The organism is Blautia sp. AM28-27 (assembly GCF_003480905.1).
GTDB classification, from domain to species: Bacteria; Bacillota; Clostridia; order Lachnospirales; family Lachnospiraceae; genus Fusicatenibacter; species Fusicatenibacter saccharivorans.
The window spans coordinates 113,141-137,359 of the sequence record NZ_QUJK01000007.1 but is presented as its reverse complement, the minus strand read 5'-3'; the positions used below and the strand labels follow the sequence as shown (position 1 = coordinate 137,359).

The 24,219-nt window shown below is 50.3% G+C and carries 22 protein-coding genes and 1 pseudogene; 10 read left to right on the top strand and 13 right to left on the bottom strand.

The window, feature by feature from the left end:
* Positions 1–136: 136 nt before the first annotated feature.
* The 13 genes from DW743_RS17975 to DW743_RS11275 form a co-directional block, all read right to left on the bottom strand.
* Positions 137–286 (bottom strand): hypothetical protein, encoded by a 150-nt coding sequence (locus tag DW743_RS17975; protein WP_158568563.1) that lies wholly within the window; start codon positions 284–286, stop codon positions 137–139.
* A gap of 113 nt (positions 287–399) precedes the next feature.
* Complete coding sequence (locus DW743_RS11330; protein ID WP_055228257.1) at positions 400–612, bottom strand: DUF378 domain-containing protein; 213 nt, start codon at positions 610–612, stop codon at positions 400–402.
* A 163-nt stretch (positions 613–775) separates the two neighbouring features.
* The gene (gene gatB, locus DW743_RS11325; protein ID WP_055217758.1) at positions 776–2,212 is read right to left on the bottom strand and encodes an Asp-tRNA(Asn)/Glu-tRNA(Gln) amidotransferase subunit GatB; all 1,437 of its coding nucleotides are present in this window, start codon (positions 2,210–2,212) and stop codon (positions 776–778) included.
* 15 nt (positions 2,213–2,227) lie between these two features.
* Positions 2,228–3,688 carry an Asp-tRNA(Asn)/Glu-tRNA(Gln) amidotransferase subunit GatA gene (gene gatA / locus DW743_RS11320; RefSeq protein ID WP_117761552.1) on the bottom strand — a complete coding sequence of 487 codons (1,461 nt, stop codon included), beginning with the start codon at positions 3,686–3,688 and terminating at the stop codon, positions 2,228–2,230.
* Positions 3,689–3,703: 15 nt separating this feature from the next.
* Positions 3,704–3,997, bottom strand: a complete 294-nt coding sequence (gene gatC / locus DW743_RS11315; protein WP_055228254.1) for an Asp-tRNA(Asn)/Glu-tRNA(Gln) amidotransferase subunit GatC — start codon at positions 3,995–3,997, stop codon at positions 3,704–3,706.
* Between the two features lie 39 nt (positions 3,998–4,036).
* Positions 4,037–5,365 (bottom strand): aspartate--tRNA(Asn) ligase, encoded by a 1,329-nt coding sequence (gene aspS, locus DW743_RS11310; RefSeq protein WP_117761553.1) that lies wholly within the window; start codon positions 5,363–5,365, stop codon positions 4,037–4,039.
* 194 nt (positions 5,366–5,559) lie between these two features.
* Complete coding sequence (locus DW743_RS17970) at positions 5,560–5,709, bottom strand: hypothetical protein (protein WP_158555021.1); 150 nt, start codon at positions 5,707–5,709, stop codon at positions 5,560–5,562.
* Positions 5,710–5,876: 167 nt separating this feature from the next.
* Positions 5,877–7,091, bottom strand: a complete 1,215-nt coding sequence (locus DW743_RS11300) for an LL-diaminopimelate aminotransferase (protein WP_055265995.1) — start codon at positions 7,089–7,091, stop codon at positions 5,877–5,879.
* Positions 7,092–7,118: 27 nt separating this feature from the next.
* Positions 7,119–7,667, bottom strand: coding sequence for an ANTAR domain-containing response regulator (locus DW743_RS11295; protein ID WP_022462354.1), 549 nt, complete (start codon positions 7,665–7,667; stop codon positions 7,119–7,121).
* A 23-nt stretch (positions 7,668–7,690) separates the two neighbouring features.
* Positions 7,691–9,022 carry a type I glutamate--ammonia ligase gene (glnA, locus tag DW743_RS11290; RefSeq protein WP_117761554.1) on the bottom strand — a complete coding sequence of 444 codons (1,332 nt, stop codon included), beginning with the start codon at positions 9,020–9,022 and terminating at the stop codon, positions 7,691–7,693.
* Positions 9,023–9,161: 139 nt separating this feature from the next.
* Positions 9,162–10,646, bottom strand: a complete 1,485-nt coding sequence (locus DW743_RS11285; protein WP_022462356.1) for a glutamate synthase subunit beta — start codon at positions 10,644–10,646, stop codon at positions 9,162–9,164.
* Positions 10,647–10,660: 14 nt separating this feature from the next.
* Positions 10,661–15,199 carry a glutamate synthase large subunit gene (gene gltB, locus DW743_RS11280; RefSeq protein ID WP_117761555.1) on the bottom strand — a complete coding sequence of 1,513 codons (4,539 nt, stop codon included), beginning with the start codon at positions 15,197–15,199 and terminating at the stop codon, positions 10,661–10,663.
* A gap of 229 nt (positions 15,200–15,428) precedes the next feature.
* Positions 15,429–17,039, bottom strand: coding sequence for a CTP synthase (locus DW743_RS11275; protein WP_117761556.1), 1,611 nt, complete (start codon positions 17,037–17,039; stop codon positions 15,429–15,431).
* A 493-nt stretch (positions 17,040–17,532) separates the two neighbouring features.
* On the opposite strand from DW743_RS11275, the gene DW743_RS11270 reads away from it, so the two are divergent.
* From DW743_RS11270 to DW743_RS18475, 10 genes and pseudogenes are all read left to right on the top strand, one after another.
* Positions 17,533–17,895 (top strand): hypothetical protein, encoded by a 363-nt coding sequence (locus DW743_RS11270; RefSeq protein WP_117524153.1) that lies wholly within the window; start codon positions 17,533–17,535, stop codon positions 17,893–17,895.
* Positions 17,896–18,105: 210 nt separating this feature from the next.
* Complete coding sequence (locus DW743_RS11265) at positions 18,106–19,089, top strand: DUF6017 domain-containing protein (RefSeq protein ID WP_117524151.1); 984 nt, start codon at positions 18,106–18,108, stop codon at positions 19,087–19,089.
* A gap of 47 nt (positions 19,090–19,136) precedes the next feature.
* A complete protein-coding gene (locus DW743_RS11260) occupies positions 19,137–19,331 on the top strand; it encodes a DUF5348 domain-containing protein (RefSeq protein ID WP_199608560.1) in 195 nt (64 codons plus the stop codon).
* Between the two features lie 97 nt (positions 19,332–19,428).
* Entirely contained in the window at positions 19,429–19,905 is a 477-nt protein-coding gene (locus DW743_RS11255) for a PcfB family protein (protein ID WP_005928540.1), read from the top strand.
* Positions 19,902–21,689 (top strand): VirD4-like conjugal transfer protein, CD1115 family, encoded by a 1,788-nt coding sequence (locus tag DW743_RS11250; RefSeq protein WP_005928544.1) that lies wholly within the window; start codon positions 19,902–19,904, stop codon positions 21,687–21,689. Before DW743_RS11255 ends, DW743_RS11250 begins: the two co-directional genes overlap by 4 nt.
* Positions 21,682–21,894: a condensin complex subunit 2 gene (locus DW743_RS11245; RefSeq protein ID WP_117524149.1), complete on the top strand. Its 213-nt coding sequence runs from the start codon at positions 21,682–21,684 to the stop codon at positions 21,892–21,894. Before DW743_RS11250 ends, DW743_RS11245 begins: the two co-directional genes overlap by 8 nt.
* Positions 21,895–22,103: 209 nt before the next feature.
* The gene (locus tag DW743_RS11240) at positions 22,104–22,319 is read left to right on the top strand and encodes a Maff2 family mobile element protein (protein WP_035290046.1); all 216 of its coding nucleotides are present in this window, start codon (positions 22,104–22,106) and stop codon (positions 22,317–22,319) included.
* 16 nt (positions 22,320–22,335) lie between these two features.
* Positions 22,336–23,205: a VirB6/TrbL-like conjugal transfer protein, CD1112 family gene (locus tag DW743_RS11235; RefSeq protein WP_117524147.1), complete on the top strand. Its 870-nt coding sequence runs from the start codon at positions 22,336–22,338 to the stop codon at positions 23,203–23,205.
* A 21-nt stretch (positions 23,206–23,226) separates the two neighbouring features.
* Entirely contained in the window at positions 23,227–23,637 is a 411-nt protein-coding gene (locus DW743_RS11230) for a PrgI family protein (RefSeq protein ID WP_035290041.1), read from the top strand.
* Positions 23,585–24,219: pseudogene (locus DW743_RS18475) on the top strand (VirB4-like conjugal transfer ATPase, CD1110 family); the annotation flags it as partial. The gene DW743_RS11230 and the pseudogene DW743_RS18475, both read left to right, overlap by 53 nt.

The following is a 24,219-nucleotide window of genomic DNA, read 5'->3' as shown; positions in this document are numbered from 1 at the left end:
TTATTTTGTCCATCTTCAATTACTTGCGTAAATTCGATGGACGCGTCTTATATCCCCATAGCTGAAGCAAGGGGTTTTACGACGCATTGGATAAAAATTGCTGCAAGGGCAATCCATTCAGCAAGATCTATCACATTCAAACCAGATAGTTACTCACATACACAATACCTCTTTCCAGACTCCCCGGACTTCCGCGGAATGCCCACGCTGCAGCATCACTTGCCAGCAGAACAGCACAGGAAAGCTGCATCAGAAGCATCCGGTATTTTTTCTTTTTCTGATCCATATCCCTGCTCAAAACCATACAGAGGGCCGCAATATTTGTTTTGTCCTTCCTAAAACAGCAAAAGAAAACCCTCTCATACCGCCTTTCTCTGCGTATATGAGAGGGTCCTGTTCTTACGCCTGTCCCAGTACGTGGTCGGAAATTCTTCCGTAGACGGAGATCAGGTAGAGACCGCAGATGCCGACAACCGCGTAGATGATGCGGCTCAGCCACGTCATGTTTCCGAAGATCAGGGCGACGAGGTCGAGGCGGAAGAATCCGATCAAGCCCCAGTTGACGGCTCCGATGATTGCAACGGTGAGTGCGGTGTAATCCAGTCCTTTCATGTAAAGAAACCTCCTTTTTCCGGATTTTGTATCGTCTTTTTATCTCTTCCGGTTTCTTTATAAAGAATTTCCCAAAAGGAGGCAGATTATGCATTTTCTTTGATTTTTCGGGCTGAAAAATGGAGACCATTTCCAGGCCTCCATTCGTGCAATTCTGTTTTCTTTATTCAGACAGCAGCTTCTGCAGCAGCTCTCCTGCTGCTGCCGGGTTGGCTTTGCCTTTCATTTCTTTCATGACCTGGCCGACCAGAAATCCGAGGACTTTTGTCTTTCCGGATTTGTACTGCTCTACCGGGCCAGGGTTGTTTTCCAGAACTTTTCTCGCAGTTTCTTCCAGAAGGCCGGTGTCGTTTACGGTTTTCAGTCCGTGCTCCTCGACGTATGCTTCCGGATCGACATCCTCTGCAAAGATCTGCTCAAATACCTCTTTTGCCACCTGGTTGTTGACCGATCCGGCTTCTGCCAGTTCGATCAGGGATGCCAGATGCTTCGGTGAAAACTGCAGATCCTCCGGCTCCTGGCCGTTCTCCTTTAAGAGACGTAAGGTCTCGCCCATCAGCCAGTTTGCCACTTTTTTCGGTTTGCCGCAGAGCGCCGTCGTCTCCTCAAAGAGATCGGACAGCTTCTTGGAACCGGTCAGAATGCCCGCATCGTACTGCGGCAGTCCGTACTGCTCCACGTAGCGTGCCTGTTTTTCCGGCTGGAATTCCGGCATGGATTTCACAATGCGGTCGATCCACTCGTCGGAAATGTGCACCGGCGGCAGATCCGGGTCCGGGAAGTAGCGGTAATCCTTCGCATCCTCTTTCGAACGCATCGCGTAGGAATACTCTTTGTTGTCGTCCCAGCGGCGGGTCTCCTGGACAACGGCTTTTCCTTCCTCGATCAGCTCGATCTGTCTTGCACGCTCTCCCTCGATCGCTCTTCCGATTGCCTTAAAGGAGTTCAGGTTCTTCATCTCGGTACGTGTTCCGAATTTCTCACTTCCAACCTCACGGACCGAAAGGTTGACATCGGCACGCATCGAGCCCTCCTGCAGTTTGCAGTCGGATGCGCCGAGATACTGAATCATCATACGCAGTTTTTCCAGATAAGCGATAACCTCTTCCGCAGAGCGCATATCCGGCTCGGATACAATCTCGATCAGCGGAACGCCGCTTCGGTTATAGTCGACGAGCGAGCAATCCTCCCACTCATCGTGGATCAGCTTTCCGGCATCTTCTTCCATATGGATCTCATGAATGCCGATTTTCTTCTTTCCCGCTGCGGTGTCAATCTCGACATATCCATCGTGGCAGATCGGCAGATACAGCTGGGAAATCTGATAGTTCTGCGGGTTGTCCGGGTAGAAATAGTTCTTCCGGTCGAATTTGCAGAGCTGGTTGATTTTGCAGTTTGCAGCCAGTCCGACGCGCAGGGCGTAATCGACAACCTTCTTATTTAATACTGGAAGGGATCCCGGCATACCGGTGCAGACCGGGCAGGTGTGGGTGTTCGGCGCACCGCCGAATGCGGTAGAGCAGCCGCAGAAAATTTTTGTTCTCGTCGCAAGCTCCACATGTACTTCAAGTCCGATGACGGTTTCATACTGTTTTGACATTGTTTTGCTTCCTCCTTACCATTTTTCTGGCTGTCCGAATGCACCGCGTGCCTGCTCATAGGTGTATGCTGCACGGAACAGTTTTTTCTCTGAGAAACAGTCTCCGATAAGCTGCATGCCGATCGGAAGCCCCTTGTCATCCATGCCGCACGGAACGGTGATGCCCGGAAGGCCGGCGAGGTTGACGGATACGGTGTAAATATCGCCCAGATACATCTGCAGCGGATCGGAAAGCGATTCCCCGAGACGCGGTGCGGTCGATGGTGCTGCCGGGCTTAAAATCATATCGTATTTTTCAAATGCGCGGTCAAACTCTTTTTTAATCAGGGCTTTCGTGCGCAGTGCTTTCAGATAATACGCATCGTAGTAACCGGAGCTTAAGACGAAGCTTCCCAGCATAATCCGTCGTTTCACCTCTGGACCGAAGCCCTCAGAACGGCTCTTCTTATACATATCGTGGAGTCCTTCGTACTCTTTGGCACGGAAACCGTATTTCACGCCGTCGAAGCGTTCCAGGTTGGAGCTTGCCTCAGCGGATGCAATAACGTAGTAAGCCGGAATGGCATAATCAATGAGGTCGAGATCGAAATACTCTACTTCTGCTCCGCGTGCCTTCAGGACATCGGCAGCTTTTAAAATGGATTCCTTCACCTGCGGATCCAGGCCTTCGCCGAAGCAGCTGTTCGGAATACCGATTTTCAGATCGGAGACATCTTCTTTTAAAGCGCTCATGAAATCGTAATCGTCGCGTTTCATCGATGTCGCATCTTTTGCATCATACGAAGCGACCGTCTGCAGCAGTGCTGCACAGTCTGTCACATCCTTTGCGACCGGTCCGATCTGGTCAAGGGAGGAACCATAAGCGATCAGTCCGTAACGGGAAACGGTGCCGTACGTCGGTTTCATGCCGGTTACGCCGCAGAAGGAACTCGGCTGACGGATCGATCCGCCGGTATCGGAGCCAAGTGCCATCGGTACTTCTCCTGCTGCAACGGCTGCGCAGGAACCGCCGGAGGAACCGCCTGGAACGTGTTCGGTGTTCCATGGATTTTTCGTCACGCCGTACGCGGAAGTCTCTGTCGTACTTCCCATCGCAAACTCATCCATGTTTGTCTTTCCGATGATAACGGCTCCCGCCTCTTCGAGCCGTGTGATAACCTCTGCATCGTACGTCGGAACAAAGTTCTGCAGGATCTTTGACGCACACGTCGTCGCAAGACCTTTCGTACAGATGTTGTCCTTGACCGCAATCGGAACGCCGGCCAGCGGACCGGTGAGCTCTCCTGCGTCAATTTTCTTCTGCACTTCTGCCGCGCGTGCTCTTGCACCCTTTTCATCCACAAGAAGGAATGCGTGAATTGATTCTTCCGATGCTTTGACTGCCGCAAGAGACGCTTCTACAGCGTCCGCTACAGTGATCTTTCCTTCTTTGATTGCGGCAGAAAGCTGTACTGCTGTCATATCTTTGATTTCCATATCAATCTCCTCCTGCTATTCTACCGTTTTCGGAACCTTGTACTGGCCCTCTTTGACTTCCGGTGCATTGGTAAGCATTGCATCGCGGTCGTCGCCATTGGTTACTTCATCCTCGCGGAATACATTTCCCATCTCGAAAATGTGGGTCATCGGCTCGACCTTGCTGGTGTCGAGCTCGTTTAATTTATCTACATAATCCAGCATCTTCTGCATATCCTGCCGTGCGGATTCTTTTTCCTCATCCTTTAATTCCAGCTTTGCCAGGATGCCGACATATTCCATCGTTTCATCTGAAATCACATTTGCCATTTCACTCATTCTCCTTTTTCATTTTCCAGCAGGATCCGCTTACGGCTCCAGTCTTGTAAGATCACGCGGGAACAGCGTTGTCTCGCGGACGTTGTCCTCACCGATCAGCTTCATGGTTAGACGCTCCAGACCGATGCCAAGACCTCCGTGCGGCGGCATACCGTGTTTGAAAGCACTTAAATACTGCTCCATGCCCTCTTCTGTCATGCCGCGGGCTGCGATCTTTTCAGAGAGCATCTTGTAATCGTGGATACGCTGGCCTCCGGTTGTAATCTCCAGACCGTGGAACAGCAGGTCGAAGCTCTTTGTGTATCTCTTATCCTCCGGGTCGTCCATCGCATAGAACGGTCTCTTTTTCGACGGATATTCGGTGACGAATACGAAGTCTGCATCGTACTCCTCTTTGAAATACTGGCCGATCAGAAGCTCCTCCTCTGGCTCAAGGTCGAACGGGTTGCGGATCTTTCGGTTGTATTTCTCGGCTACCAGCTCTTTCGCTTTCGTGAACGGTACAGTTGGGATTTCTTCTGTCTTTGGAAGCATAACTTTCAGGATCTCCAGCTCTTTTGCGTAATCCTTTTTAAGAAGCTCCGCCATGTACTGTAAAAATCCGGTTTCCATTGCCATGATGTCGGTGTAATCCTCGATGTAGCCCATCTCAAAGTCAAGGCTGGTATACTCGTTCAGATGACGTTTCGTGTTGTGTTTCTCTGCACGGAAAACCGGTCCAACTTCAAAGACACGGTCAAACACGCCGACGAGCATCTGTTTGTAGAACTGCGGGCTCTGTGCAAGGACAGCCGGGCGGTGGAAATATTCCAGCTTGAAGATGTTTGCGCCGCCTTCAGCGCCTTTCGCGCCGATCTTCGGTGTATGGATTTCGGTGAATCCCTGGGAATGAAGGAAATCACGGAACGCCCGTACCACGCCTTCCTGGATGCGGAATTTTGCACGCTCTCTGACGTTTCGAAGAGCGATCGGCCGCATGTTCAGCATTGCTTCAAGGGAGGTGTTCATTTTCCATTTGTTGACTGCGAGCGGCATTGGCTCGGTCGGCTCGGAAAGAACGGTGATGGTCTGCAGCCTGACTTCGACGCCGCCCGGTGCGCGGTCCTCTTTTTTGACCGTTCCGGTTACGGCAACTGCCGATTCCTCTTTCAGATCTTTCAGCGGGAAGTCAACACTTCCTTCTTCGTACACACACTGAACGAGTCCCTCGCTCTTTCTTAAGATGACAAAGGCAACCTCGCCCATGTCACGGATGATGTGTACGGCTCCTTCGAGTTTTACTTCTGTGCCTTCCGGTATCTCCAGCAGAGTTTTTACGGAGATGTCTTCTTTTTTCTTTACGCCTGTCATAAATTCCATGTCTTGTTCTCCTCTCTTTCTCGCCTGTCCCGGATTGCTTTTTCAAATAAAAAAGTCCCGGAACAGTTTTTTAACTACTGTTCCGGGACGGGATATTTTATGTTCCCGCGGTACCACCCGCATTGCGTTTTTCTCTCCGGTTTTCCGGGGGAAAACGCCCACTCATTTATACTTAACGCGTATCACGGATCTGCCTACTTGATTTCCTGTTCGGATCTCATGTTCAGCAGACCGGCTCCGGAATGTTCCCCATTGTATGTTTCCTCCATGCTGATGCTCTCAGTCGGTGACATCGGCTTCCTGTCAGATTCCGCATACGGAGTTTCCTTCACTGCCTTTTTCATACTGTGCATTATAGCACAGCAGTTTTGCATTTGTAAACACCTAATTTTTACGGATTTTATATAAATTCTAATGCATTTTTTCGTGAATTTTATCTATACAAAATTATTTTTTCGCGTGTTTATAAAATTGCGCAGAAATTCCGTTTTATTGGTATTTCGCACACAATTTACAGTTTTTTGATTCTCTCCACTGCCTCTACTGTATTCTCATACGTACCGAATGCAGTCAGACGGAAGTAGCCTTCTCCGCTCGGGCCGAAGCCTGATCCTGGTGTTCCGACTACGTTTGCGTCTGCAAGCAGGTGATCAAAGAACTCCCAGGAAGTCATATTTCCCGGTGTTTTCAGCCAGATATACGGAGCGTTGACGCCGCCGGATACGGTGTAGCCTGCGCCCTTTAATCCGTCGTAGATGACTTTTGCGTTCTTCATGTAGTAAGCAACCTGCTCTTTTAACTGTGCTTTTCCTTCCGGAGAGTAAACAGCCTCGCCGGCTCTCTGGATGATGTACGGAGCTCCGTTGTATTTCGTTCCGTGACGGCGTGCCCACAGGCTGTGCAGAGTCACATCGCCGGATTTGATGTCTTTCGGGATAACGGTGAATCCAAGACGCATACCGGTAAAGCCTGCGTTCTTGGAGAAGCTGCGCATTTCGATGGCACATGTTCTTGCACCCTCGCACTCATAGATGGAATGCGGAATGTCTTTTTCTGAGATATATGCCTCGTATGCAGCATCATACAGGATGATGGCTCCTACTTTATTTGCATAATCAACCCATTTCTGCAGCTCGGCTTTGGAAACCATAGCGCCGGTCGGGTTGTTCGGGAAGCACAGATAAATCAGATCCGGGGTTTCTTTCGGGAGATCCGGGGTGAAGTTGTTTTCTGCAGTACACGGCATGTAAATCACATTCGTGAAACGCTCGGTTGCTGCGTCGTAGTCACCGGCACGGCCTGCCATTACGTTGGAGTCTACATAAACCGGATAAACCGGGTCGCATACAGCGATCTTGTTGTCCAGGCTGAAGATCTCCTGAATGTTGCTGCAGTCGCATTTTGCGCCGTCCGATACAAAAATTTCATCAGATGAGATATCGCATCCTCTGTCCCGATAATCATTTTTTGCGATGGTATCGCGAAGGAAAGCATATCCAAGATCTGGTGCATATCCGTGGAAGGTCTCTGCGTGTCCCATCTCATCCACTGCTCCGTGCAGCTTTTCAATGATCGCCGGTGCGATCGGCTGGGTTACGTCGCCGATTCCAAGACGGATGATTTTCGCGTCCGGATTTGCCTCGGTGTAAGCTGCAACTTTTTTTGCAATGGTGGAAAACAGATAGCTTCCCGGCAATTTCAGATAATTGTCATTGATTTTGAACATTATTATGTCGCTCCTTTTCACTTTTTCTTACTCTGTCAAAAGCGTCAGCACCATCTGTGCCGTTTCAACCAGATTGGTGCCGCTGTCCATGCTGCATTTCTGCATGTAGCGATGGGCCTCCGACTCGGTCATGTGATTTCGTTCGATCAGAAGGCTTTTTGCACGATCGATGATGTGCTGTTCCTCGGCGCTGCGCACCTTGGGCTTTGCCCGCTCTTTCTTTCTGCGCCGTGCCGCACTCTGCAGCATCATCTCCAGTGTATTGACCAGCTCGTACACGGAAAGCGGCATCGTAACCGCCATGATTCCGGTTCCCTCCACCGCACTTAATGCGCGGCTCGATGCAATCAGAAGCATCTGGAAGCCGGACGGCATACACTCATTCAGATCCGTAAAAAACATATCCGGAAGCTTGTAGCCGCAGATGACGATACCGCCGTTTAAGTTGTTCATCTCTCCGAGCGCCGCTGCCGCTGTCGAACAGACAGCATCGATTTCATATCCTCTTTTTGCCAGAATATCCCGGATGCGCTTTCCATCTTCTATTTTGGGAAGTACTATCACTATGCTGCTCATGCATTTTCAGGCCCCTTCGTCGTCTAAATACGGTACAGATATTTCTCGGTCTCCCAGTCGGATACCTGGCGGAGATACTCATGCCACTCTTCTTCTTTGGCATTGATATATCCATCCACAAATTCCTGGCCGAGTACCTGACACAGAAAATCGTCTTTCTTTAACTCTGCGACCGCTTCTCCAAGGCTTCCCGGGAGAAGGGTGATCTGCATCGCGTTTCGTTCTTCTTCTGTCAGATCGGAAATATTGCGGTCCACCGGGGACGGCGGAACGATTTTCTGTTTGATACCGTCAAGTCCTGCTGCCATGCAGACAGCAAGTGCTAGGTACGGATTGGCTGCCGAATCCGGGCATCGAAGCTCAATGGCCATGATACCGTCTCCCGTCAGCGGAATGCGGATCAGCGGGCTTCTGTTCTTTGCAGACCATGCCACGTAGATCGGTGCACCGTATCCCGGTGTCAGACGTTTGTAGGAGTTTACAAGCGGATTGGTAATCGCTGCGATTCCGCTGATGTGTTTCATCAGTCCGCCCATAAAGTAATATGCCTCTTTGCTGAGCCCGTATTCATCGGATTTGTCGGCAAACACATCTTTTCCCTCCTGAAACAGGGAGAAGGAAAGATGAAGACCCGATCCGTGAACTCCGGTTTTTGGTTTTGGCATAAAGGTTGCGTGAAGACCATGACGTTTTGCAATCGTACGGATAGCAAATTTGGCAGTCATCAGCTGATCTGCCGTCCGAAGTGCTGCAGCCGGACAGAAATCCAGTTCGTGCTGGCCTGCCGCTACCTCGTGGAAGGAAGACTCAACGTCGATTCCCATTTCTTCGAGAGTCAGCACCATATCGCGCCGCGCGTTTTCTCCCAGGTCCAGCGGTCCAAGATCCAGATAACCGCCTTTGTCGTGCGTTACACTCGTTGCTCCGCCGTCCTCATCGGTGTGGAACAGGAAAAATTCACACTCCGGTGAGATTTCAAACTCATAACCCATCGCTTTCGCTTCGGAAATTACCTTCTGAAGGATGGTTCGGGAACTCTTTGCATAAAGATTCCCCTCTCTATCATACACATCACAGATCAATCTTGCAACCTTTCCTTGCTGCGGACGCCACGGAAGTATTGCAAAGGTGTCGAGATCCGGGTGCAGAAACATGTCTGCTTCCTCGATGGTGACAAATCCTTCGAACGAAGAGCCATCGAAAACGCACTGATTATTCAGGGCTTTTTCCAGCTGTCCGGCGGTGATGGCCATATTTTTCATCATTCCAAACATATCGGTAAACTGCAGGCGGATAAATTCAACATCTTCTTCCTCCGCCATCTGAAGGATCGCTTCCTTCGTATACTTTGCCATATCGATTCTCTCCTTTATCAAAGACGATTCTAAACGAAAAGGGTGTTTTCACGCGGCAGGGCAGAAAGACACCTTGCGTAAAAACACCCTTGTTTTGGGCATATTATAGCAGTTTTTCGCGTGTTTTGTCAAGAAAAACTTAGAGATTCGTGTATCCCATCAGGGATTCATCGACTGCCTTTGCTGCCTCGCGTCCCTCGCGGATCGCCCATACGACCAGGGACTGGCCGCGGTGCATATCGCCTGCGGTGAAGACATTTTCTTTTGTTGTCTGGTATTTTCCGTCATCTGTCTTCACGTTGGTGCGCTGGTTGACTTCCACTTTAAATGCATCGGTCACATATTTCTGGGATCCTAAAAAGCCTGCTGCAATAAGAACGAGATCTGCCGGGAGAATCTCTTCGGTTCCCTCAACCGGAACCATCATCATGCGGCCGGATTTCTCATCTTTTTTCGGTGTCAGTTTTACGGTCTTGATCTGGCAGACTTCACCTTTTTTGTTTTTGATAAATTCCGTTACGGTTGTCTGGTAAATCCGCGGATCATGGCCGAATACGGCGATTGCCTCTTCCTGGCCGTAATCCGTCTTGCAGATCTTCGGCCACTCCGGCCACGGATTGTTCTCGGCACGCTGATCCGGTGCTTTCGGCATCATCTCAAGCTGTGTCACAGATTTGGCACCGAGACGGATGGAAGTTCCGACACAGTCATTACCGGTGTCGCCGCCTCCGATGACAACAACGTGTTTGCCCTTGGCATCGATGTAGGCATGATCCTCAAAATTGGAATCCAGAAGACTCTTCGTTACGGAAGTCAGGAAATCGACAGCAAAGTAGATGCCCTTTGCATCTCTTCCCTCTGCCTTGATATCTCTTGGATTTGCCGCACCGCAGCAGAGCAGGACACGGTCAAATTCTTTTAAGAGTTTGTCAGCTTTTACATCTTTTCCGATATCAGCATTCGTCACAAACTCGATGCCCTCGGCCTTCATCAGATCCACACGGCGGTCGATGACGCTCTTATCGAGTTTCATGTTCGGAATACCGTAGCGTAAAAGTCCGCCCACGCGGTCGCGGCGTTCAAAGACCGTAACAGAATGGCCGCGGCGGTTGAGCTGCATCGCTGCTGCAAGGCCGGAAGGACCGCTTCCTACAACGGCAACGCGTTTTCCGGTGCGCACTTTCGGCGGCTGCGGCGTAATCAGGCCGGTTGCCCATGCGTTTTCGATGATCGCGCGTTCATTTTCCTTCGTGCAGACCGGGTCTCCGTTTACGTTGCATGTACAGGCTGCTTCGCAGAGTGCCGGGCAGACACGGGAGGTAAATTCCGGAAAACAGTTTGTCTTGGTGAGGCGGCGGTATGCCTGCTCATAGTTTCCAAGATACACAAGGTCATTCCACTCCGGAACGAGGTTCTGCAGCGGACAGCCGGAGGCCATTCCCGCAATCATGGTTCCCGCCTGGCAGAACGGTACACCGCATGCCATACAGCGGGCAGCCTGCATCTGCTGTTCCTTTTTCGGGAGCTGCAGATGAAATTCCTTAAAGTTTTTGATACGCTCAAGCGGGGCAACGGTGTTTCCCGTCTTGCGCTGATATTCCATAAATCCAGTTGGCTTACCCATAATTCTTCTTCCTCCTACTTACGCATGCTTTCGTAAAATGCTTCAATCTGTGCCTGTTCGCTGCTAAGGCCCTTGTCTTCCATCTGGGCACTCAGCATCATCATGCGCTTATAGTCATTCGGAATGATCTTCTTGAATTTCGGCAGATATTCGTCAAAGTGTGTGAGAATTTCTTTACCTTTTTCAGAGCCGGTGTGTGCGACGTGTTTTTCAATCATGTTTTTCAGCTCTGCAATATCGTATTTGCTTTCTACCAGTTCAATCGAAATCATTTCCTTGTTCAAATTGCGGTACAGGTTGCTCTTTTCATCCAGGACATAAGCGATACCGCCGCTCATGCCGGCTGCAAAGTTCTTTCCGGTTGCGCCGAGGACAACGACACGGCCGCCGGTCATATACTCGCATCCATGCTCACCGACACCCTCGACAACGGCGTAAGCACCGGAGTTTCTGACACAGAAACGCTCTCCTGCGATACCGTTGATGTACGCCTCACCGCTCGTTGCGCCGTAGAGGGCAACGTTTCCGACGATGATGTTTTCTTCCGGTTTATACTTTCTTGCTTTCGGCGGGTAGACAACCAGTTTTCCGCCAGAGAGGCCTTTTCCGAAGTAATCGTTCGAATCGCCCTCAAGTTCCAGGGTCAGTCCTTTTGGAATAAATGCTCCGAAGCTCTGTCCGCCGGCACCCTTGCACTGTACGGTGTACGTATCCGGCTCCAGAGAGGTGCCGAATTTTCTGGTGATCTCGGCACCAAGAATCGTTCCCACGGTACGATCGGTGTTGGTGATCTCGACTTTGACGGTCTTCTTCTCTTTCTTATCCATTGCCGGACCGAATTTCTTTAAGAGTACCTTCTCATCCAGGGTTGCGCCAAGTTTGAAGTCGTAAACATCTTTCGGATCGAACGTTACCTTCTCGCCTGCTTTTGCAAACGGATTGTTCAGGATCTGGCTTAAGTCTACGCGGTCTGCGTGCTCGTTCGTCACTTTATCATTTCTCTTTAAGAAGTCGGAACGGCCGACCATCTCGTCAACGGTGCGGAAGCCAAGTTTTGCCATGTATTCCCGCATCTCTTCTGCGATGAAGCGCATGAAGTTGATGACGTACTCCGGTTTGCCGCGGAAACGTTTGCGCAGCTCCGGGTTCTGGGTTGCAATACCCATCGGGCAGGTATCGAGGTTGCAGACACGCATCATAACGCATCCCATCGTTACAAGCGGTGCGGTCGCAAAACCGAATTCCTCGGCGCCAAGGAGTGCTGCAATCACAACGTCACGGCCGCTCATCAGCTTACCATCGGTCTCGATCATGACACGGTTACGGAGGCCGTTTTTGATCAGCGTCTGATGGGTCTCGGCAAGGCCTAACTCCCATGGAAGTCCTGCATTGTGGATGGAACTTCTCGGTGCTGCTCCCGTTCCTCCATCATATCCGGAAATCAGGATAACCTGTGCTCCGGCTTTTGCAACACCGGCTGCGACAGTACCAACACCTGCTTCGGATACCAGTTTAACGGAGATTCTTGCATTCACATTCGAGTTTTTCAGGTCATAAATCAGCTGTGCAAGGTCCTCGATGGAGTAGATGTCGTGGTGCGGCGGCGGGGAAATCAGGGATACACCCGGTGTGGAGTGACGTGTTTTTGCAATCCACGGGTAAACCTTTCCGGCCGGTAAGTGGCCGCCCTCGCCCGGTTTTGCACCCTGAGCCATCTTGATCTGGATCTCTTTTGCACTGACAAGGTATTTGCTGGTAACGCCGAATCTTCCCGATGCTACCTGTTTGATCGCGGAGCATCTCTCCGGGGATTCGAGACGGTCATCACTCTCACCGCCCTCACCAGTGTTGGATTTTCCATGCAGACGGTTCATGGCAATTGCCAGTGTCTCATGTGCCTCCTGAGAAATAGAACCGTAGGACATCGCACCTGTTTTGAATCGTTTTACGATAGAATCTACGCTCTCAACTTCTTCGAGCGGAACGCCCTGCTCCGGATAATCGAAGTCCATCAGGCTCCGCAGATAGCCGCTCTCCTCGCTGTCGACCATTGCTGTGTACTCTTTGAACATCTTGTAGTCGCCGCGTCTTGTGGACTCCTGCAGTGTATGAATGGTGCGCGGATTGTAGCGGTGCTCCTCGCCCTGGCTTCTCGATTTATGACGGCCGATACTGTCCAGTGTCAGATCGGTAGACAGCTCCAGCGGATCGAATGCCTGGGAATGACGCTCATCGACATCTTTTGCAATGTCTTCCAGGGTAATACCGCCGACACGGCTGACCGTACCGGTGAAGTATTTGTCGATGACATCTGCTGAGATACCGATGGCCTCGAAGATCTGGGAACCCTGATACGACTGGATCGTGGAGATACCCATCTTCGCTGCGATTTTTACGATACCAGAGATGACTGCGTGGTTGTAATCTTCAACGGCTGCGTAGTAATCTTTCTTGATCATGCCCTCTTCGATCAGCTCATGGATCGTGTCGAGTGCCAGATACGGGTTGATTGCGCAGGCACCGTAGCCGAGCAGTGTTGCGAAATGGTGCACCTCGCGCGGCTCGCCGGACTCCAGAATAATCGCAAGAGAAGTTCTCTTTTTCGTTTTTACCAGATGCTGATGAACCGCAGATACAGCCAGGAGGGATGGAATCGCCACATGGTTCTCATCGACGCCGCGGTCAGAGAGAATCAGGATGTTGGCTCCTGCCCGGTGTGCACGGTCAACCTCGACGAAAAGGCGGTCCATCGCACGGTCAAGCGGTGCGCTCTTGTAGTAGGTGATCGGAACGGTCACTGCCTTGAAGCCTTCGACTTTCATGTTCTTGATCTTCAGCATATCGGTATTGGTCAGGATCGGATTGTTGATCTTTAATACCTGGCAGTTCTTCGGCTCCTCCTCAAGCAGATTTCCGTCACGTCCGACGTAAACGCTTGTGGAAGTTACGATCTCCTCACGGATGCAGTCGATCGGCGGGTTCGTTACCTGTGCGAAGAGCTGTTTGAAATAGTTGAACAGCGGCTGATGCTCATGGGAGAGAACGGCAAGCGGGGTATCGATACCCATCGAAGCGGTTGCCTCGACACCGTTTAATGCCATCTTTCCGATGGAGGAACGGTACTCCTCGTAGGTGTAGCCGAACGCTTTCTGCAGGCGCATCCGCTCTTCTTTCGTGTACTCTTCGACCGGCAGATTCGGGATTTTGATATCCTTTAACTGTACCAGATAACTGTCGAGCCATTCGCCGTACGGCTGTTTCTTTGCGTAATATTCTTTGACTTCCTCATCGTTTAAGACTTTTCCCTGTACGGTGTTGACGAGAAGCATCTTGCCCGGATGGAGACGCTCTTTTAAGACGATTTTTTCTTCCGGAACTTCCAGAACACCGACCTCAGAGGAAAGGATCAGGAATCCATCGTTGGTGATGTAGTAACGGGAAGGACGAAGACCGTTGCGGTCGAGCACTGCTCCCATCACATCTCCGTCGGAGAACAGGATCGATGCCGGTCCGTCCCACGGCTCCATCATCGTTGCATAATACTGATAGAAATCACGTTTCTCCTGGGAAATCGTATCGTTGTTTGCCCATGGCTCCGGGATCGTGATCATGACAGCCAGCGGAAGATCCATACCGCTCATGGTCAGGAACTCGAGTGTATTGTCGAGCATTGCAGAGTCAGAACCCTGGGTGTTGACAACCGGCAGAACCTTGTGCAGTTCATCCTGCAGCATCGGAGAGGACATCGTCTCCTCACGGGCCAGCATCTTGTCGGCGTTTCCGCGGATGGTGTTGATCTCGCCGTTGTGTACGATGAAACGGTTCGGATGGGCTCTCTCCCAACTTGGGTTCGTGTTCGTGCTGAACCGGGAATGCACCATGGCGATTGCAGATTCATAATCGACATCCTGCAGATCGCGGAAGAAGGTGCGGAGCTGTCCTACGAGGAACATACCTTTGTATACGATGGTACGGCTGGAAAGGGATGGCACGTAGGTGTTGTCGTTGCTCTGTTCGAAAACACGGCGTACGACGTACAGACGACGGTCGAAAGCGATTCCCTTTTCCACATCCTCCGGTTTTTTGATGAATGCCTGCATGATGTAAGGCATACACTCTCTTGCCTTATGGCCGAGAACTTCCGGAACGGTCGGCACGTTTCTCCATCCAAGGAGTTCCAGTCCCTCTTTTTCCACGATGATCTCAAACATCTTTTTTGCCTGGTTCCGTTTCAGCTCATTTTGTGGGAAGAAGAATACGCCGACGCCGTATTCCCGTTCTCCGCCTAATGAAAAACCGAGGGTCGAACAGGCTTTGGAAAAGAATTTGTGCGATATCTGCAACAAGATTCCTACTCCGTCTCCTGTTTTACCCTCGGCGTCTTTGCCGGCTCTATGTTCAAGATTTTCTACGATTTTTAATGCGTTTTCTACGGTCGCATGGGATTTTTCACCTTTGATATTCACGACGGCTCCGATACCGCAGTTGTCGTGTTCAAAGGAAGAACGGTACAGCCCTTCTTCTCCCATGACACGCTCTTTGCTCTGTGTCATACGGCTTCCCTTCCTTTACTTTCCTTATTTTCGGTTATCCTTTGTCTTTTCTGAAAAGAATGGAGGGGAATCTTTTGTTCCCCGCCGTTCTTTCTGGATTGCCCTTACTATACTCTATTTTTTTCGTCCTGTAAAGAGCAAATTTAATTTTTATATAATTTTTTATATTTTTTCTTAACTTTCTTAGGTTATTACTGCATTTTACCTAATTTTTCATACCATTTATCGATTATTTTGCCGCATGGTACTCGGCTGCTGCTGCGATCAGGCCGCGGAACAGCGGATGCGGACGGTTCGGACGGGATTTGAACTCCGGATGTGCCTGCGTTGCGATGTAGAACGGATGATCTGAAAGTTCTACCATCTCAACGATTCTTCCGTCCGGAGAAACACCGGAGAGAACCATGCCGTTTTCGGTCAGTGCTTTCCGGAAATCGTTGTTTACTTCATAGCGGTGGCGGTGACGCTCGGAAATCTCTTTCTCACCGTACAACTCCTGTGCTTTCGATCCGTCTGCCAGGACGCATGGATATGCGCCGAGACGTAACGTACCGCCGATATCCTCGATTCCATCCTGATCCGGCATCAGTGCGATCACCGGGTGCATGGTGTTCGGGTTCATCTCGATGCTGTGTGCGTCGTGGTAACCGAGAATGTTTCTTGCATATTCAACAATCGTCAGCTGCATGCCGAGGCAGAGGCCGAGGAACGGAATCTTGTTCTCTCTTGCATATCGAATCGCTGTGATCATGCCTTCGATACCGCGGTTTCCGAATCCGCCCGGTACCAGAACACCGTCCACATCGCTCAGATACTCTGCCACGTTCTCCTCGGTTACCAGCTCGGAATCCACCCATTTCAGGTGTACGTTTGCATGGCTTGCAATTCCGCCGTGTTTTAATGCCTCAACAACGCTCAGGTATGCATCATGCAGCTGGATATACTTTCCGACGAGCGCAATCGTCACCTCTTTGTTCGGATGGCGGAGTGCTTCTACCATATGGGTCCAGTCGGACAGATCCGGTTCCGGGCATGGAAGGTGAAGGCTCTCGCAGACAACCTGCGCCAGGTTCTCTTTCTCCATGGCAAGCGGAGCTTCATACAGATACTCCACGTCCAGGTTCTGCAGAACATGGCTTGACGGAACGTTGCAGAACAGAGCAATTTTATCTTTGATCTCGGTGGTCAGCGGATGCTCGGACCGACATACGATGACATCCGGCTGAATACCGATTCCCTGCAGCTCTTTTACGCTCGCCTGCGTCGGTTTTGTTTTCATTTCACCGGAAGCTTTCAGATATGGAATCAGGGTAACGTGGATCAGAATGGCGTTCTCGTGTCCGACGTCATGCTGGAACTGGCGGATTGCCTCCAAAAACGGCTGGCTCTCGATATCGCCGACGGTTCCGCCGACCTCAATGATGGCAATACGCTCCTCGTCTACTTCTTTTCCGCGGTAGAAACGGCTCTTGATTTCGTTTGTAATGTGCGGAATGACCTGTACGGTGCCTCCGCCGAAATCACCGTGGCGTTCTTTCTGCAGAACAGACCAGTATACTTTTCCGGTCGTCACGTTGGAATTTTTATCCAGGCTCTCGTCGATGAAACGCTCGTAGTGGCCGAGATCGAGGTCTGTCTCTGTGCCGTCATCGGTAACGAAAACCTCGCCGTGCTGAATCGGGTTCATCGTACCCGGGTCAACGTTGATGTACGGGTCAAATTTCTGCATCGTCACTTTGTATCCTCGGGCTTTTAAAAGCCGTCCAAGGGACGCCGCCGTGATTCCCTTTCCAAGGCCGGAGACTACTCCGCCTGTCACAAAGACATATTTTACTGCCATATTGATTTCCTCCTGTTTTTCTCTTCTGATATTTTCTTTTCCGTCACAAGTTTCTCTAAAAGGAAATGTCGCCTGCCGGCGACATCTCTATGATGAAAGCCAGTTACTCCGCGCCTGCGTCGCTCCCGCAACTGCTGACAACATTCGTAATCCGGGCTATCGCCCTACTTACTCATGTCGTCTTGCCCGGCCAATATCTATGAATTCGCTCATGCAAGCATGGCTCATCCATAGCTGCTGTCCGGGGCTTTCATTCAAAATCAAAAACGATTATAACACATCTCGAATTTCCTGCAACTTTTTTTTACTATTTTTTATTGATTTGATAGACGGAAATCTTCTTATAAGCCCGCGCAAGTGTTTATAAAACCTTGCGAAAATGGCTTAAAATCAAGGTTTTCCGCGTATCGTCATTTATCTTGCCGTATCTCCGTATAAGATGATTTTGTAAGACCGGGCACCATTTTGGCACCACAGATTATAGGAGGACGACATGAAAAACGTACTTTTAGACAAGGGTATTATACTCCCGTCCGGCGAAATCAGCAAGGATAAGGTAAACCTTGTCGCCGGGGCAATCACGCAGTCATTCGCAGAAATGGTATGGGTAACGACAGGCGGCGACATGGAAACCGTAAACCGCTTGACCGACGTACTTGTTACCATGAACACCCCCGCCGACCGGGGGAAGCTGTTCAAAATCATAAAAATGCTCTATGGGCTTATGGGCTTGCCCTTTTCCGAAGAAGCCGAGCCTATGGACGCAGACCCCGCCGTTTTGGAATACTTCATTTTTTCCTTTACGGCAGACTTTGGCGAAGTCATACAAGACCTCATAGCCGAAGAAGCAGAATAACGCACCGCACAGGCGGCGTTTCTCACTTCCCACAAGGAAGAACAGGAACGCCGCTTTTTTCATGCCCTTTGTTACGCAGTAGGCAGGAAAAAGCCCTTGATTTATGCGGCTTTGCGGGCGCGGTTTTCAGCGGATAAGGGATTGATACCTAAACCCTCAAAATCGCGTTTCTATTGCGTAACAGGTATGCAGCAAAGGAGTGATGAAGCTATGGCAGTTTTCAGAGTGGAGCGCAACAAGGGCTATACGGTTATGAGCAACCACCACTTACGCAATAAGGAGCTATCCCTAAAGGCAAAAGGGCTGTTATCGCAAATGCTGTCCTTGCCGGAGGATTGGGACTATACCCTTGCGGGGCTGTCCTTTATCAACCGGGAGAAAATCGACGCTATCCGGGAAGCCGTTAAGGAACTGGAACGCGCCGGGTATATCGTCCGTTCAAGGGAGCGCGACGAGAAAGGACGCTTGCGCGGCACAGACTATGTAATCTTTGAGCAGCCGCAGACCCCGCCTGTATCGGATTTACCTACATTGGAAAATCCAACATTGGATAATCCAACGTTGGAAAAACCTACGCAGGAAAAACCTACGTTGGAAAATCCAACGCAATTAAATAAAGATATACAAAGAACTAACTTACCAAAAAAAGAAAAATCAAATACGGATTTATCAAGTACCCATTCCATTCCTATCCATTCCCTAAATCCCTTGCCTTATGGCGAGGACGAAACGGCACAGCCGCCGGAACGGAAAAGAACGGAAAGGAACGACGCTTACAGAGTGTATGAGGAAATTATCAAAGACAATATCGCCTATGACATTCTCTTACAGGACAGAAGCCTTGACCGCGACCGTCTGAATGAAATTGTTGACCTCATGCTTGAAACCGTCTGTACGGCAAGAAAGAAAATCCGTATTGCCGGGGACGATTACCCCGCCGAGCTTGTGAAGTCAAAGTTTATGAAGCTGAACAGCGAACATATCCGCTTTGTGCTTGACTGTATGCAGGAGAACACCACGAAAATCCGCAACATCAAGCAGTACCTAAAGGCGGTGCTTTTCAATGCCCCGTCTACCATTGACAGCTACTATACTTCCCTTGTCGCTCACGACATGGCAAGCGGCGCATTATCCGGCAAGCCTAAATACGGCGACCCGGACTACTACACCTACAACGAGGGCGAAAGCCTGTAAACGAAAAAAGGAGGATTTACCACATGGCATAGAAAACAGGAGCTTTAATTTTTGACGAAACCGCTGACCGCTACGATATTCGCTTTGATATTGCCGACTATTACGGCGGCTTGCATTGCGGCGAGTGCATGGACGTATTCACAGGCGGCAAATGGAAGCCGACCCGGATTGAGTACGGGGACAACTGGTATCTTGTAGGTATCCGCGCCGAGGACTTGAACGGGCTGCGGGTGCGGATTTAACGGGGCGGCGTGAAGAACGGACGCCCTTTTTTCACGCCCAAAAGCGGCGTACCACCTTAACACTATCACTACTACCGGGAAAGGAGGACGGTAAACATTGCAAGATGAAATCAACGAAAAAGTGGTTGCGCTCTCTGTCAAGGGAGCGAAGCTGACCGCTGAAACGCTGCAAAAGGCAATCAAAGCCATGCTTGCACAGGCAAAAAAGCAGCAGGAAAAACAGCCCCACGGGAAGCAGACCCTAAAGCAGCTTGCGAAGCAGAACGCGGGGCTATCCAACATTGAGATAACCGAGGGCAATATCAAAGCCTTTGAGCAGACGGCAAAAAAATACGGTATCGACTTTGCCCTAAAGAAAGACAGCACCGAAACGCCGCCCCGTTATCTCGTCTTTTTCAAGGGGCGGGACGCGGACGCTCTGACCGCAGCCTTTAAGGAGTTTTCCGCAAAGAAGCTGACACAGGAGCAAAAGCCCTCTATCCGAAAGGCACTTGCCACATTCCGGGAAGCAGCAAAGCAGCTTAACGCGAACCGTCAAAAGACAAAATACAAGGACAGGGAGGTATCGCTATGAAGCCGAATATCAAGAAGCTGCTTATCCTAAACGCCCCCTATCTGCTCTTTGTGTATCTCTTTGATAAAGTCGGACAGGCGGTGCGGCTCTCGCCGGGGGCTGACCTCTCCGGCAAGCTGGTTTCCATTGGCAGCGGCTTTTCCGCTGCCTTTTCAAATGCCCTGCCGAGTTTTAACCCTATGGATTTGCTTATCGGCATTGTCGGGGCTGTCGTTATCCGGCTTGCGGTCTATGTGAAAGGCAAGAACGCAAAGAAATACCGTAAGGGCATGGAGTACGGCTCTGCACGTTGGGGCAATGCCGAGGATATAAAGCCATATATCGACCCCATGTTTGAAAATAACGTGCTGCTGACGCAGACCGAAAGGCTGATGATGAGCAGCCGCCCGAAGCACCCGAAGTATGCAAGAAACAAAAACGTGCTTGTCATCGGCGGCTCCGGCAGCGGCAAAACAAGGTTTTTTGTAAAGCCCAACTTAATGCAAATGCACAGCAGCTATGTTGTCACAGACCCGAAAGGAACGGTTTTAATCGAGTGTGGAAAGCTCTTGCAGCGGGGCGGGTACAAAATCAAGGTGCTAAACACCATCAATTTCAAGAAATCCATGCGGTACAATCCCTTCGCCTATCTGCGCAGCGAAAAGGATATTTTGAAACTGGTAAATACCATTATCGCCAACACCAAAGGCGACGGGGAAAAATCCGGCGAGGATTTTTGGGTGAAATCGGAACGGCTTTTTTACTGCGCCCTTATCGGCTACATCTGGTACGAAGCCCCGGAGAATGAGAAAAACTTTACGACGCTGCTTGAAATGATAAATGCGTCGGAAGCCCGCGAGGACGACCCGGAATTTCAATCCCCCGTTGACCTCATGTTTGAACGCTTGGAGGAAAAAGACCCGGAACATTTTGCGGTGCGCCAGTACAAGAAGTTTTTGCTGTCTGCCGGAAAAACAAGAAGCTCTATCCTCATTTCCTGCGGTGCGCGGCTTGCCCCCTTTGACATTCGGGAACTGCGCGAGCTGATGGAAACCGACGAAATGGAGCTTGACACCTTAGGCGACCGAAAGACCGCGCTTTTTGTTATTATCTCCGACACCGACGACACCTTTAACTTTGTTGTATCAATCCTTTACACACAGCTTTTCAATCTGCTTTGTGACAAGGCAGATGATGTGTACGGCGGGCGGCTACCTGTTCATGTGCGCTGTCTGCTTGACGAGTTTGCAAATATCGGGCAGATACCGAAGTTTGAAAAACTCATTGCCACGATAAGGAGCCGCGAAATCTCCGCGTCCATCATCTTGCAGAGCCAGTCGCAGCTAAAGGCTATCTACAAGGACAACGCCGATACCATTGTCGGCAACTGCGATACGACCCTGTTCTTGGGCGGCAAGGAGAAAACGACCCTTAAAGAAATGTCGGAAATCTTGGGGAAAGAAACCATTGACAGCTTCAACACTTCCGAAACAAGAGGACGGGAGCTTTCCCACGGGCTGAACTATCAGAAGTTAGGCAAGCAGCTTATGAGCGAAGATGAAATTGCGGTCATGGACGGCGGGAAATGTATCTTGCAACTACGCGGGGTGCGTCCGTTCTTCTCCGAAAAATACGATATTACCAAACACCCGAAGTACAAGTACCTTTCCGACTTTGACAAGAAAAATGCCTTTGACATGGAAAAGCACTTGCGCCGCCGTCCTGCAATCGTAAAGCCGGACGAGGTATTTGACTATTACGAAGTTGACGAAGCAGATTTGCAGGAGGACACAGAAAATGAATAAGCGTATCAGAAAGAAAAAGGCAAAACAGCAGCTAATCCGGGCTATCAGCGGGCTTGTGGAAGCTGCCGAGGAAATGCAGCGGGAACAGGAACGCAGGACAAGACAGGCAGGTATTTCCTATATCAAGTATATCGAAGCTGTCCGGGAACGGCAGTACGGCATTAAGCCTGTCTACACACCGCTTTTTGAAAAGGAGGGAGCTTAAAGTAAAAATAATAAACACGGGCTACATGGTACGCGCCCCTACTCCTTGCGCGTATCGCGGCAGGAAGCCGCACCCTACAACTGAATACCGCCGCGCAGCAGCAACAAACGCAGCGCGGGGACTTATGACCGCGGCAGTTATCGAAAACTGACCGCCGTTTTTTATGCCCTTTTTCGGGCAGCCGCACAGCGGCAGAAAGGAGTTATATTATGGCATTTTTCAACAGCGCAGTAGGCGTTTTGCAGACACTCGTTATCGCTCTCGGAGCAGGTCTTGGCATTTGGGGCGTTATCAACCTCTTGGAGGGCTACGGAAACGACAATCCGGGCGCGAAAAGCCAGGGCATGAAACAGCTCATGGCGGGCGGCGGCGTTGCCCTTATCGGCGGCACCCTCGTACCTCTGCTTGCCGGACTGTTCGGTTAAGCGGCGGGGTTAGCCTATGCAGAGCATACTTGACGCGATTAACGAATGGATAAAGGAAATCCTCATTGGAGCCATTAACGGTAATCTGTCAACTATGTTCGGGGACGTAAACGAAAAAGTCGGAACTATCGCCGCAGAGGTAGGACAAACCCCGCAGGGGTGGAACGCAGGCATATTTTCCATGATACAGAGCTTGTCGGAAAATGTGATTGTACCCATTGCGGGGCTTGTTATTACCTACGTTCTATGCGTGGAGCTTATCAGCATGGTAACGGAAAAGAACAATATGCACGATATTGACACGTTCATGTTCTTTAAGTGGTTTTTCAAGGCGTGGGTAGCGGTGTATCTCGTTACCCACACCTTTACTATCACTATGGCGGTGTTCGATATGGCGCAGCACGTTGTTTCCGGCGCGGCGGGCGTGATCGGCGGCGATACGAATATCGACGTTGACGCCGCCCTCTCGTCCATGCAAGCCGGACTTGACGCTATGGAAATCCCCGAACTGCTTATGCTCGTTATGGAAACAAGCCTTGTGAGCCTTTGCATGAAAATCATGTCGGTGCTTATCACGGTTATCCTGTACGGCAGAATGATAGAAATTTACCTTTACTGTTCGGTATCGCCTATCCCGTTTGCAACTATGACCAACAGAGAGTGGGGGCAGATAGGCAACAACTACTTAAAAGCCCTGTTCGCCCTCGGTTTTCAAGGCTTCCTCATAATGATATGCGTCGGCATTTATGCGGTTTTGGTTGGCAGCATGATTGTAGCGGACAACCTGCACAGCGCGATTTTCTCCCTTGCAGCCTACACCGTGATTTTGTGCTTCTCCCTATTCAAAACAGGCACACTTGCGAAGTCAATCTTTAACGCCCATTAAAGACCGAAAGGAGGTTTTCACTTGGCGTATGTACCCGTACCCAAAGACTTATCAAAAATCAAAACAAAAGTCGCTTTTAATCTGACAAAGCGGCAGATTATATGTTTTGCGGCAGCCCTCGCTATGGGACTACCGCTTTTCTTTTTGCTCAAAGACAGCGCGGGAACAAGCATGGCGGCATTTGCAATGATTGTCGTTATGCTTCCCTGCTTCCTCTTGGCAATGTATGAAAAACACGGGCAGCCCCTTGAAGTCGTGATAAAGAACGTCATTCAGACAAAGTTTATCCGACCAAAGGAACGCCCCTATCAGACGGAAAATTTTTATGCCGTCATAGAAAAACAACGAAAACTGGAAAAGGAGGTATCGGCTATTGTCAATGGCAGAACGAAAAACCATGACCCGCGCGGTAAAAAATCCCGTGAAGCGTAAGCTGACCCGCGCAGAAAAGAAAGAAATCGCCGCCGTGATACAGGCGGCAAAGGGCGACGGGAAGCCCCACACCGCGCAGCAGACCATTCCCTACTTGCAGATGTACCCGGACGGGATTTGCAGGGTAACGGAAAAGAAATACAGTAAAAGCCTTGTCTTTGAAGATATTAACTATCAGCTTGCACAGGCAGATGATAAGACCGCCATTTTTGAAAACTGGTGCGATTTTCTCAACTACTTTGACGCTTCCGTTTCGGTGCAGCTCTCTTTCATCAATCAGGGCGCAAGAAAGGAAAAGGCACAGGCGGCTATCGAAATTCCGGCACAGGACGACGCTTTTAACTCTATCCGCAGGGAGTACGCGGATATGCTGAAAAATCAGCTTGAAAAAGGCAACAACGGACTGGAAAAGTGCAAGTACATTACCTTTTCCATTGAAGCGGACAATCTTGCGGCGGCAAAAGCCCGCCTTTCCCGTATCGAAACCGATGTACTGAATAATTTTAAGGTGCTTGGTGTAACCGCCCGCCCCATGAACGGACAGGAACGCTTGAACGTCCTGCATGGGATTTTCCACCCGGA

Bases quoted from the DNA above. Each gene is read 5' to 3' on its own strand.
- DW743_RS11245 (WP_117524149.1), top strand. From the start codon at position 21,682: ATGAATAAGCGTATCAGAAAGAAAAAGGCAAAACAGCAGCTAATCCGG.
- glnA (WP_117761554.1), bottom strand. From the start codon at position 9,022: ATGGCAAAGTATACGAAGGAAGCGATCCTTCAGATGGCGGAGGAAGAA.
- aspS (WP_117761553.1), bottom strand. From the start codon at position 5,365: ATGGAATTTATGACAGGCGTAAAGAAAAAAGAAGACATCTCCGTAAAA.
- DW743_RS11265 (WP_117524151.1), top strand. From the start codon at position 18,106: ATGGCAGTTTTCAGAGTGGAGCGCAACAAGGGCTATACGGTTATGAGC.
- DW743_RS17970 (WP_158555021.1), bottom strand. From the start codon at position 5,709: ATGAAAAAGGCAGTGAAGGAAACTCCGTATGCGGAATCTGACAGGAAG.
- DW743_RS17975 (WP_158568563.1), bottom strand. From the start codon at position 286: ATGGATCAGAAAAAGAAAAAATACCGGATGCTTCTGATGCAGCTTTCC.
- gatA (WP_117761552.1), bottom strand. From the start codon at position 3,688: ATGGAAATCAAAGATATGACAGCAGTACAGCTTTCTGCCGCAATCAAA.
- DW743_RS11270 (WP_117524153.1), top strand. From the start codon at position 17,533: ATGAAAAACGTACTTTTAGACAAGGGTATTATACTCCCGTCCGGCGAA.
- gatC (WP_055228254.1), bottom strand. From the start codon at position 3,997: ATGGCAAATGTGATTTCAGATGAAACGATGGAATATGTCGGCATCCTG.
- DW743_RS11250 (WP_005928544.1), top strand. From the start codon at position 19,902: ATGAAGCCGAATATCAAGAAGCTGCTTATCCTAAACGCCCCCTATCTG.
- DW743_RS11235 (WP_117524147.1), top strand. From the start codon at position 22,336: ATGCAGAGCATACTTGACGCGATTAACGAATGGATAAAGGAAATCCTC.
- DW743_RS11330 (WP_055228257.1), bottom strand. From the start codon at position 612: ATGAAAGGACTGGATTACACCGCACTCACCGTTGCAATCATCGGAGCC.
- DW743_RS11295 (WP_022462354.1), bottom strand. From the start codon at position 7,667: ATGAGCAGCATAGTGATAGTACTTCCCAAAATAGAAGATGGAAAGCGC.
- DW743_RS11275 (WP_117761556.1), bottom strand. From the start codon at position 17,039: ATGGCAGTAAAATATGTCTTTGTGACAGGCGGAGTAGTCTCCGGCCTT.
- DW743_RS11240 (WP_035290046.1), top strand. From the start codon at position 22,104: ATGGCATTTTTCAACAGCGCAGTAGGCGTTTTGCAGACACTCGTTATC.
- DW743_RS11285 (WP_022462356.1), bottom strand. From the start codon at position 10,646: ATGGGTAAGCCAACTGGATTTATGGAATATCAGCGCAAGACGGGAAAC.
- gltB (WP_117761555.1), bottom strand. From the start codon at position 15,199: ATGACACAGAGCAAAGAGCGTGTCATGGGAGAAGAAGGGCTGTACCGT.
- DW743_RS11300 (WP_055265995.1), bottom strand. From the start codon at position 7,091: ATGTTCAAAATCAATGACAATTATCTGAAATTGCCGGGAAGCTATCTG.
- gatB (WP_055217758.1), bottom strand. From the start codon at position 2,212: ATGTCAAAACAGTATGAAACCGTCATCGGACTTGAAGTACATGTGGAG.